Below are 9,188 nucleotides of genomic sequence, written 5' to 3'. Positions count from 1 at the left end.
CGACGAGGGCGACCGGCCGGAACGCAAGGGCCCGCGCCGGCTGCGCAAGGGCGGCCCCGGCCGGCGTCCCGACGACGAGTCCGACGAGGAGCCCGAGGAGGAGGTGCCGCCGGTCCCGGTGCGCCGCCCCCTGGCGCTCACCGTCGCCGGCTTCGCGGCGCTGCTCGGCGTCGGCCTGGTGCTGGGCGCGCAGACCTCGGGCCCGGGGCACCGGCTGCCGTTCGCCGCGATCATCTTCGGCGTACAACTGCTGTTCGTGCTGGCCTGGACGATGGCCATGCGGCCGCCCGCGCTGCTCGTCGTCGCGCTCGTCAGCGCCGCGACGGCGGTGATCGCCGACGTCGCCGCCGTGCAGTCGGACATCGCCGGCCTGGCCCCGCTCGGCTACGCCGCCGCGGCCGGGTTCCTGCTCGCCGTGCTGGGACAGCTCGTACGGCGGGTGGACCGGGTCCGGGTGACCGACTCGCTCGGCGGCACCCTGCTCATCGTGGTGGGTGTGGTCGCCTTCGCCACGCTCGTCGTGCTCAGCCGGATCCCCAAGGGCACCCAGGCGATCACCGTCTGCCTCACCGCCGCCGGGGTGGCGTTGCTCGTCGCCCGGCTCACCGACGCGATCGCGCCGTGGCCCCGGCTCGCCCCGCAGGTGCCGCGCGGCGCGGCGGGCGTGGTCGCCGGCGCCATGCTCGGCACGCTCACCAGCGCCGTGCTCGGCAGCTACCTGGTCGGTTTCACCCCGACCAGCGCCGCCCTGGTCGGGGTGGTCAGCGCGGCCACCGCCGTCCTGGCCGACCTCGCCGTCGGGTACGCCGAGGCGGGCCGGCTGATGGCCGGTGAACCGCCGACGATGTGGGTGGCCCGGCACATGCAGGGGCCGCTGGGCGGGTTCGCGCTGGCCGCGCCCGCCGCGTACGCCATGTGCGTGCTGTTCCTCTGACGCGGTTGGGGAGGATTCGCCTCGGGTAAGTACGGTTGCGCCGCGAGGCGCGGTGACGGCGGCGAGGACTGGAGGCGGCGTGGCAGAGGCGTATCCGGCGGAGGGCCGACCCCGGCGACGGGGCCGGAAGGTGCTGATCGGCTTCATCGTCCTGCTGCTGGTGCTGGCCGGTCTGCTCGTCGTCGCCGACCGGGTCGCCGCCGGGGTGGCCGAGCGCGCCATCGCCGACCAGGTCCGGCAGGAGATCGCCAAGCAGGACGCGCAGTCCGCCGCGCCGCAGGTCGAGGTGGGTGGCTTCCCGTTCCTCACCCAGGTGCTCGACGGCCGGTACGAGCGCATCTCGATCCAGCTCACCGACGTGCGCGGCGACGTGCAGGGCGACGCGGTCGAGGTGCCGAAACTCGACGTGGACGCGCGCAACGTGACCGCCTCGCTGGACACGCTGCGCTCGGGCCGGGGCGACGTGGTGGCCGAGAGCGTGGACGGGCGGGGCACCGTCACCTACGAGAGCCTGGCCAAGCTGCTGGACCGCCCCGGGCTGACGCTGGGCGAGCGCAACGGCAAGCTCGCGGTCACCGCCCCGGTGGACGTCCTCGGCATCAAGCTCACCGTCAACGGCACCGCCGACGTCACGGTGGCCGGCAACAAGGTGGCGCTGCGCTTCAACGACCTCACCGCCGACGGCCTGCCGAACGTGCCGCTGGCCCGGGCCGCGCTGACCCGGTACGCGCAGGGCATCTCGATCGACGTGCCGCTGCCGGAGTTGCCGTTCCAGCTCAACCTGCGCAAGGTGGAGCCGAAGCCGGAGGGCCTGGTGGTCACGGCGGACGCGGCGAACGTGCCCATCAACTCCGCCGGTTGAAAGCCCGTCCCTGTCCCGGATGCTGGTCGGCCTGGTGGCGGCTGTCGCCCCGGCTGGTAATCTCCCTGCCCATGGGGACCCACCTCACCAAACGGCGCGCGGTCGACCTGTGCCGCGTGGCCACCTGCCTGTGTTGCCCCGTCATCTGACGGCGGGGCTGTCTCCGGCCGCCTGAACGGCGGTCACCAGGGTCCACGAACCTTCCCCGGTTCCCCCTCCCCAACGCCCGGCAGCGGCGCCGTCGCACGTACCCGTGATCCGTTCCTAGCTCAGGGTCCGCGTGTGGTGCGACAACCATCGGCATCGATTTCCACGCGCAGACTCACCAAACCATCCTCACCAGGGAGTGATCTGATGAGTCGCGACACCGCACTCGTCTCGGCCGAGTGGGCCGAGAAGAACCTCGGCGCCCCGGGCGTCGTCTTCGTCGAGGTCGACGAGGACACCTCGGCCTACGAGACCGGGCACATCGCCGGCGCCGTCAAGCTCGACTGGCGCACCGACCTCCAGGACCAGGTCCGCCGGGACTTCGTGAACAAGAGCCAGTTCGAGGCGCTGCTGTCCGACCGGGGCATCGCCAACGACGACACCGTGATCCTGTACGGCGGCAACAACAACTGGTTCGCCGCGTACGCGTACTGGTACTTCAAGCTCTACGGCCACGGCGACGTGAAGCTGCTCGACGGCGGCCGCAAGAAGTGGGAGCTGGACGCCCGTCCGCTCGTCACCGACGTGGCGGAGCGGCCGAAGACGCAGTACGTCGCGCAGGAGCCGGACACCTCGATCCGCGCGTTCCGCGACGAGGTGGTCGCCGCCATCGGCACCAAGAACCTGGTCGACGTGCGCAGCCCCGACGAGTTCGCCGGCCGGCTGCTCGCCCCCGCCCACCTGCCGCAGGAGCAGGCGCAGCGGGCCGGCCACATCCCGACCGCGATCAGCGTCCCGTGGTCGAAGGCGGCCAACGAGGACGGCACGTTCAAGTCCGACGACGAGCTGCGCAAGATCTATGCCGACGCCGGGCTGGACGACAGCAAGGAGACGATCGCGTACTGCCGGATCGGCGAGCGCTCCTCGCACAGCTGGTTCGTGCTCCAGGAGCTGCTCGGGCACCGCAACGTGAAGAACTACGACGGTTCCTGGACCGAGTACGGCTCGCTCGTCGGGGTGCCGGTGGCGCTCGGCGACGAGCCGGGGGAGGCCTGATGACCGCCGCCTCCGCCGCCTCGACGGCTGCCGCCGGCTGCGCCGCGCCGGACCAGTCCGCCCCCCTCCCGGCGAGCCTGGACCTGGAGAAGGAGACCGTGATCACCGGCCGCGTGCTGGCCGAGTCCGGTGAGGTCGTGCCGGGCGCGTACGTGCGCCTGCTCGACTCGACCGGTGAGTTCACCGCCGAGGTGGTGACCTCGGCGGCCGGGCAGTTCCGGTTCTTCGCCGCGCCGGGCTCCTGGACGCTGCGCGCGCTGTCGCGCCACGGCAACGGCGACACCGCCGTGTCCGCGGCCCGCGGGATCAACGAGGTGACCGTCTCGGTCGCCGCCTGACCCACGCTGGAGATCGTGGCCCGCCGCCCACCCGGGTGGCGGGCCACGAGCCGTTCCGGCGACTGTGCGCCTCGGCAGTGGCTGGCAGGCTGGACGGCGGTGCGTCCCGGACGCGCCGGAGGGGGATCAGGTGCCCGACGACGCCGCTGCCCACGCCCGCCGCTATCTGATCGACTTCATCGACGGCAACCGGGGCGAGGAGGTCGCCCGCGAACTCCGGCGCACCGACGCGTCCGGCCGGCGGCGCCCGTTCGACGTCTCGGTCGCCAGCCTCGACACCGACCTGTCGTTCCTCACCAAGCGGGCCACGCTCGTCACGGCCAAGCTGGTCCTGTCCCAGCCGGGCGGCGAGCACTGCTACCTCGCCCACCGGGAGATCTGCAAGGTGTGCGGCGAGGACCCGGACCGCTGCGGCCGGGACTGCCGGTACGGGGACATCCGGATCGACGAGCTCTTCGCCGAGTGCGACGACCTGGACCGCCTCGGCGCGTACCTGCGGGACTGCGCGCCGCTGCTGGAGCTGGGGCAGCTCGTCTACTTCCCGCAGACCTTCCGCCGCAGCCACCTGGAGTCGCGCGCGCCGGACGCCCAGTCCACCTCGTCGCCGTTCAACAGCGTCGGCCAGATCGAGCTGGGCGACAACCCGGACCGCACGCTCGACCTGATCGTCAAGGGGCACCGGGTCGTCGACGTGCCGAGCGGGGATCCGGTGAAGGCGCGGCTGGTCACCCCGCTGCTCCAGCTCGACCTGCCGATGCTGGAGGGAACCTCGCTGCGGGACTACTGCGCCATCCTGACCCAGGAGGGTGACGCGCTCGCCGCGACCCAGGCGTACCTGCGGGGCCGGATGCTGGAGGTCGACACCGATCCGGACCGGGCGCTCGTGCAGCTCGCGAAGCTCGACGCGGAGATCCAGGAGGGGGTACGGGCGGCCCGGGCCGAGGTCGCCCGGGTGTCCCGGCGCTCGGGCGTACAGGCCGCCGGCGCGGCGGTGGCGACGGTCGCGGCGACCCTGGTGGCGGTCGAGGGCACGCATCTGGCGCCGGTGCTCGGCATGCTGGGCGCGGGCGGCTTCTTCTCCGCCGTGCTCGCCGCCGACCAGTACGCCGACCGTCGCGGCGAGCTGCGGCAGCGTCCCTTCTACCTGCTGTGGCTGCTGTCCCGCCGGTCGGTGCCGGTCTGAGCGAGGGTGCCGAGGCGCGGCCGGGCAGCTCGCCGACGCGTGACACCATGGCGGGGTGACTGCCGTCGAGACGGGTTACGCCCCGCCCACCCCGCCCGGCCGGCCCGGCCCCGGCGGCCGACGCCGGCTGCGCTGGCTGACGGTCGCCACCGTCGCGTGGGCCGTGCTGCTCGCGGGTCTGACCTGGTGGTCGGTGCGCACTGATGCGCCGACGGTCAAGGAGCAGCGGTCGCTGGACCAGGCCGCCCCGGTGGTGGACCGGGCGATCGGTGCGTTGACCGCCGCGGTCGGCACCGCGGGCGTACCGGCGCTCCTGCCCGACCGGCTGGAGCGCGGCTGCCGGATCACGCCGATGGACGACGGCGCCACGCTGGAACGCGGCGTCGAGGTGGCGATCGGCGGCGGCGACGTACGCGAGGTGCTGCGCGGCATCGCCGACCGGCTGCCGTCGGGCTGGCGGGCCGGTGTGTCGACGCTCGACGGCGAGCCGCTGCTGCGCGCCGACGCGGGCGAGTTCGTCACGGTCGAGGGCCGCTCCGGTGGCCCGGGCCGGGTGCTGCTCACCGCGGCCACCGGCTGCCGCCCGACGGGTTCCGGCTACCGGGCACCGTCCGCCGACGCCGCCGCCGAGTCGGCGGTGCTGGCGTCGGCGCTGGGCCGGTGGGGCGGGGCCACCGGGCCGGTCCAGGTGCTCGCCGCGCCCTGCCCGGGCGGCGGGACCGCCCGCACCGCCCGGTCCGAGGCGGCCGCGCCGGCCGATCAGTCGCTGGCCGCCGCGTTCGGCGGCGGCGCCGCGCCGGTGGTGGACTCGGCAGACGCGTACGCGCGCCCGGGCGACCCGGCGGTGCTGGCGCAGCGGGCCGGGGAGCGGGTCCGGGTCGCGGTGACCAAGCCCTGCCCTGCTTGACGTCAGCCGGCGGGCAGGGTGAGCGCCGGTGGCGCCGGCTGTTCATCGTGCGGCCCCCGGCTGCGGCCCAGCGCGTCCACCCGGCCCCAGCGGCCCGGGATGTCGAGCAGTTCCACCCGGCCCATCCCGGGCGGCACGGCCGGGTCGATGATCAGGTGATCGCCCTGCGGTTCCAGGCCCAGGATCACCCGTAGCAGCAGCAGCGGTGTGCCGGCGGACCACGCCTGCGGGCTGCACGCGGTGGGGTACTCCACCGGGTAGTCGGTGAGGGCGCGTTCGTAGCCGGCGAACACCTCGGGCAGCCGACCGTCGAAGTAGTGCGACGCGCTGAGCAGGGCGTCGCAGATCCGGCCGGCCTCCTGCCGGAAGCCGTACCGCCACAGGCCCCAGGCGATGATCGAGTTGTCGAACGGCCACACCGTGCCGACGTGGTAGCCGACCGGGTTGTACCGGCCCTGGTCGTCGGCGAGCGTCCGCACGCCCCAGCCGGAGAACAGGCGCGGGCCGAGCAGGTGGGCGGCGACGGCGGGGGCCCGGGACTCGTCGACGATGCCGCTCCACAGCAGGTGGCCGATGTTGGAGGTGAGCGCGTCCACCTGGCGGCCCCTCGGGTCGAGCGCCAGCGCGTAGTACTCCCGGTCCGGGATCCAGAAGTCGCGGTTGAACCGCTCCTTCAGCGCCGCCGCCTCGTGTTCCAGCCGGTCGGCGTACGTCGGGTCGTTCCAGTAGGTGCGGGCCAGGCGGGCGCCGCGCAGCTTCGCGTCGTACGCGTACCCCTGGAGTTCGCAGGTGGCCCGGGGGAACTCGGGCAGTCGCCCGTCGGCGTAGGAGATGGCGTCCGGCGAGTCCTTCCAGCACTGGTTGGGCAGCCCGGTCTCCGGGTTGCGGGACATGTACCAGACGTAACCGGTGCCGAGCAGGTCGCCGTACGTGTCCAGCCAGGTCAGCGCTGCCCGGGTCTCGTGTTCCAGCTTGCGGACCAGGTCGGCGTCACCGGTCCACCTCTCGTACTCGTCGAGCAGGATCACGAACAGCGGTGTGGTGTCGGCCGCGCCGTAGTACGGCGAGTGCGGCTGCTCCTCGAACCCGGCGCTCTCGCCGTAGCGCAGCTCGTGCAGGATCTTCCCGGGTTCCTCGTCCCGGAAGTCGTCGACCCGGCTGCCCTGGAGGCCGGCGAGCATGACGATAGTGGGCTTGACCAGCTCGGGCAGGAACGGCAGCACCTGGAGCGAGGTGAAGATGCTGTCCCGGCCGAACAGTGTCATGAACCAGGGCAGGCCGGCGGCGAGCAGCCGGACGCCGAGCGTGATCGACTCGTACCGGAGGGCGGCCAGGTCGTTGAGGCTGCGCCGGTACGCCCCGGCCAGCGGCTCGCAGTCGCAGCCCAGCTTCGGCGCGCGGCTGATCAGCTCGCTCTGCTCCGCCTCGATGTCGGCCGCCGTGCGCTGGCCGCCCAGCGGCAGGATGGCCCGGATGTCCTCGCCCCGGGCGCCGTAGATGACCGTGTCGACGTGCAGCCGGTTGGTCCACTCGCCGTGCGGGCCGACCCGGGCCCGGAACGTCATCCCGCTCTCGTCGACCTCGGCCGGCGCGCTGCTGGTCACCAGCGTCTCGCGGTGGAACGCCTGCCGGCGGTAGGTCAGCCGCAGCGCGTTCGTCTCCACCGTGGGCAGCGTGTGTCCCTTCTTGTCGCGCTGGTTCTTGATCTCCAGGAGGTCGGCGAAGTCGGACCCGATCTCCAGCCGGAGCCGGAACTCCGTCTCCTGCTCGGAGTGGTTGAGCAGGGTCAGTTCCTCGTCCAGGCTGCCGCCGATCGCGCGGCTGCGGATGACCGAGACCTTCGCGTCCAGGTAGTGCGTCGGCTCGCCGGGGACCAGGAAGAACCGCGTCTTGTACGACAGCGAGTCGTCGATGGAGAGCGCGTGCAGGGGTTCCCCGTCGAGGGTGAGGATCCAGGTGGACAGGAACCGGGTGTCGAAGGAGAACAGCCCGGTGGGGAAGTCGTACGACGGCTGGATGTTGCCGCGATCGTCGCTGACCAGGAACGTGTTGCCGTCGAGGATGCTGACCCGGTCCTTCACGCCAGCCGCCGGACGTGTTCGCGGGCGGCGTCCCGCGGATCCCGTACGTCGGGCCGGGCCGGCAGGAACCGGCGGAACGCCAGGAACAGCACGACGTGCCCGCTGAACGTGGCCTCGTTGCGCAGCACCGCGGCCATGCCGGCCTCCCGGCCGGTGACCAGTTTCTCGAACAGTTCGCTGGAGAGCGTGAGCACGCCGTCGGCCTGCCGCTGCTCCTCCTGGGTCACCTGGGCCGATCCGGGGGCCAGCGTCACATACCAGTGTTCGGTGCGGTTGCCGTCGGCCAGGTCGATCTGGAGCGTGCCGCCGATCGGGCTGTTCAGCACTGACGCGGCGCGCGCCGGCAGCGACGCGAAGAACTGTCGGATGGCCTCACTCACGTTCACATGGTAGGCGCAATCCGGACATGTCGGGCCAGGATCGGCGCACCGGGCAGAGTGGACAGCCCGTGCGGGTTGCTCAGTAGACCAGCGCCTGCGCGCCCTCGGCCATCGCTTCCTCGACGAACACCGCGGCACCCGCGATGCGTACGCCCGGGATGACGTCGTCCGGGCCGATGTCCCGCCGGGCCGCGCACTGGGTGCAGGCGGTCACCCGGCCCGTGGTCAGGACCACGTGCAGCAGTTCGCCGAGCGGCGCGGAGTGCGGCAGCTCGAACGTCTCCGCCCGTCCGGGGAGCGCGAACCAGGTGGACTCGCCGGTGAGCCAGAGCGAGACGTCCACCCCGGCCGCGGCCGCGGTGGAGGCGACTGTGAACGCCTGGGCGCAGCGTTCCGGGGAGTCCGCGCCGGCGGTGGCCTTGACGACGAGAGTGCGCGCCATGACGCCAGCATAGGATGGCCCGGATGGTTACCGAGATCGGGTTCGTCAGCCTGCTGGTCGCCGGCTTGGGCGCGCTCGCCGGTGGCCTGGTCTATGTCGCAGTGCGAATCGCTAGAGGTAAATGGTGAGCGCGAGGAGTGAGCCGGTTTTGCGAGCCCCGCAGTCGCGAACGAAGGTGAATCTGTGAGTGAGAATCCGCTTCAGCCGCCGTGGTTGAACGCGCCGCCGGTCGACCCGTACCCGTACGAGGAGAGCCACGACCTGCGCGTCGGCCCGAAGCTGCACCCGAGCCTGGACGGCCTGCTGCCGTACGTCGGGGTGTGGCGTGGCCGGGGCCGGGGTGGGTTCCCGACGATCGAGGACTTCGACTACGCGCAGGAGATCCGGATCAGCCACGACGGCCGGCCGTTCCTGTTCTACGAGTCGCGGGCCTGGATCCTGGACGAGCAGAGCCGCCCGGTCCGCCCCGCCGGCCGTGAGGTGGGCTGGTGGCGTCCGGTGCTCGACGGTGAGCGGGTGACCGACGAGCTGGAGGCGCTGATGACCACGCCGACCGGCGTGATGGAGCTGCACATCGGCAAGCGCAAGGGCACCCAGATCGAGTTCGCCACCGACGCGGTCGTGCGTACCGCGACGGCGAAGGAGGTCACCGCCGGCGCCCGGCTGTTCGGCATCGTCGAGGGCGCCCTGCTGTACGCCCAGGAGATGGCCGCCGTGGGCCAGCCCCTGAGCCCGCACCTCTCCGCCCGCCTCACCCGCGTAGCCGGCTGACCCCCCTTTTTGCCTCATCGATCATGAAGTTGGCGGCGACAAATCGGTCACCCGACGCCGCCAACTTCATGATCAACGGGGTGGGGG

12 protein-coding genes are annotated in these 9,188 nt (G+C 72.7%); 9 read left to right on the top strand and 3 right to left on the bottom strand.

Translation table 11 applies throughout. The annotated features are described in order from the left end of the window. The 7 genes from EAD96_RS29690 to EAD96_RS29665 all read left to right on the top strand — a co-directional run. Positions 1 to 934 (top strand): hypothetical protein (locus EAD96_RS29690; protein WP_233586227.1); only part of this gene is annotated, 934 nt, incomplete at its 5' end. 79 nt (positions 935 to 1,013) lie between these two features. Further along, entirely contained in the window at positions 1,014 to 1,796 is a 783-nt protein-coding gene (locus EAD96_RS29685; RefSeq protein ID WP_091425430.1) for a DUF2993 domain-containing protein, read from the top strand. A 71-nt stretch (positions 1,797 to 1,867) separates the two neighbouring features. Then, entirely contained in the window at positions 1,868 to 1,945 is a 78-nt protein-coding gene (locus EAD96_RS31940; protein ID WP_368666050.1) for an Ms5788A family Cys-rich leader peptide, read from the top strand. Positions 1,946 to 2,150: 205 nt separating this feature from the next. After that, complete coding sequence (locus EAD96_RS29680) at positions 2,151 to 2,999, top strand: sulfurtransferase (protein ID WP_120572916.1); 849 nt, start codon at positions 2,151 to 2,153, stop codon at positions 2,997 to 2,999. Continuing rightward, entirely contained in the window at positions 2,999 to 3,337 is a 339-nt protein-coding gene (locus EAD96_RS29675; RefSeq protein ID WP_013288819.1) for a DUF1416 domain-containing protein, read from the top strand. Before EAD96_RS29680 ends, EAD96_RS29675 begins: the two co-directional genes overlap by 1 nt. A 130-nt stretch (positions 3,338 to 3,467) precedes the next feature. Next, positions 3,468 to 4,520: a hypothetical protein gene (locus EAD96_RS29670; RefSeq protein WP_121686558.1), complete on the top strand. Its 1,053-nt coding sequence runs from the start codon at positions 3,468 to 3,470 to the stop codon at positions 4,518 to 4,520. Positions 4,521 to 4,575: 55 nt separating this feature from the next. Continuing rightward, entirely contained in the window at positions 4,576 to 5,427 is an 852-nt protein-coding gene (locus EAD96_RS29665) for a hypothetical protein (protein WP_121686557.1), read from the top strand. Between the two features lie 2 nt (positions 5,428 to 5,429). Here the strand turns inward: EAD96_RS29665 and EAD96_RS29660 are convergent, their stop codons facing one another. The 3 genes from EAD96_RS29660 to EAD96_RS29650 form a co-directional block, all read right to left on the bottom strand. Beyond that, entirely contained in the window at positions 5,430 to 7,508 is a 2,079-nt protein-coding gene (locus EAD96_RS29660; RefSeq protein ID WP_121686556.1) for a glycogen debranching N-terminal domain-containing protein, read from the bottom strand. After that, positions 7,505 to 7,894, bottom strand: a complete 390-nt coding sequence (locus tag EAD96_RS29655) for an SCP2 sterol-binding domain-containing protein (protein WP_121686555.1) — start codon at positions 7,892 to 7,894, stop codon at positions 7,505 to 7,507. Before EAD96_RS29655 ends, EAD96_RS29660 begins: the two co-directional genes overlap by 4 nt. A 73-nt stretch (positions 7,895 to 7,967) precedes the next feature. Next, positions 7,968 to 8,330, bottom strand: coding sequence for a DsrE family protein (locus EAD96_RS29650; protein WP_121686554.1), 363 nt, complete (start codon positions 8,328 to 8,330; stop codon positions 7,968 to 7,970). A 23-nt stretch (positions 8,331 to 8,353) separates the two neighbouring features. Here EAD96_RS29650 and mtfM point away from each other — a divergent pair, with 23 nt between their 5' ends. Next, positions 8,354 to 8,458, top strand: coding sequence for a small membrane protein MtfM (gene mtfM, locus EAD96_RS31850; protein WP_013288813.1), 105 nt, complete (start codon positions 8,354 to 8,356; stop codon positions 8,456 to 8,458). Between the two features lie 55 nt (positions 8,459 to 8,513). Continuing rightward, complete coding sequence (locus tag EAD96_RS29645) at positions 8,514 to 9,101, top strand: FABP family protein (protein ID WP_121686553.1); 588 nt, start codon at positions 8,514 to 8,516, stop codon at positions 9,099 to 9,101. Positions 9,102 to 9,188: the final 87 nt, after the last annotated feature.

The sequence above is a fragment of the Micromonospora sp. BL1 genome, assembly GCF_003667485.1.
In the GTDB taxonomy this organism is placed as follows: Bacteria; Actinomycetota; Actinomycetes; order Mycobacteriales; family Micromonosporaceae; genus Micromonospora; species Micromonospora tulbaghiae.
Note: the sequence above shows the minus strand (reverse complement) of the source record. Positions and strands in the feature narration are given on the sequence as shown.

What these genes read in the sequence shown, in the direction of transcription:
- mtfM (WP_013288813.1), top strand. Translation starts at nt 8,354, where the DNA reads ATGGTTACCGAGATCGGGTTCGTCAGCCTGCTGGTCGCCGGCTTGGGC.
- EAD96_RS29650 (WP_121686554.1), bottom strand. Translation starts at nt 8,330, where the DNA reads ATGGCGCGCACTCTCGTCGTCAAGGCCACCGCCGGCGCGGACTCCCCG.
- EAD96_RS29675 (WP_013288819.1), top strand. Translation starts at nt 2,999, where the DNA reads ATGACCGCCGCCTCCGCCGCCTCGACGGCTGCCGCCGGCTGCGCCGCG.
- EAD96_RS31940 (WP_368666050.1), top strand. Translation starts at nt 1,868, where the DNA reads ATGGGGACCCACCTCACCAAACGGCGCGCGGTCGACCTGTGCCGCGTG.
- EAD96_RS29680 (WP_120572916.1), top strand. Translation starts at nt 2,151, where the DNA reads ATGAGTCGCGACACCGCACTCGTCTCGGCCGAGTGGGCCGAGAAGAAC.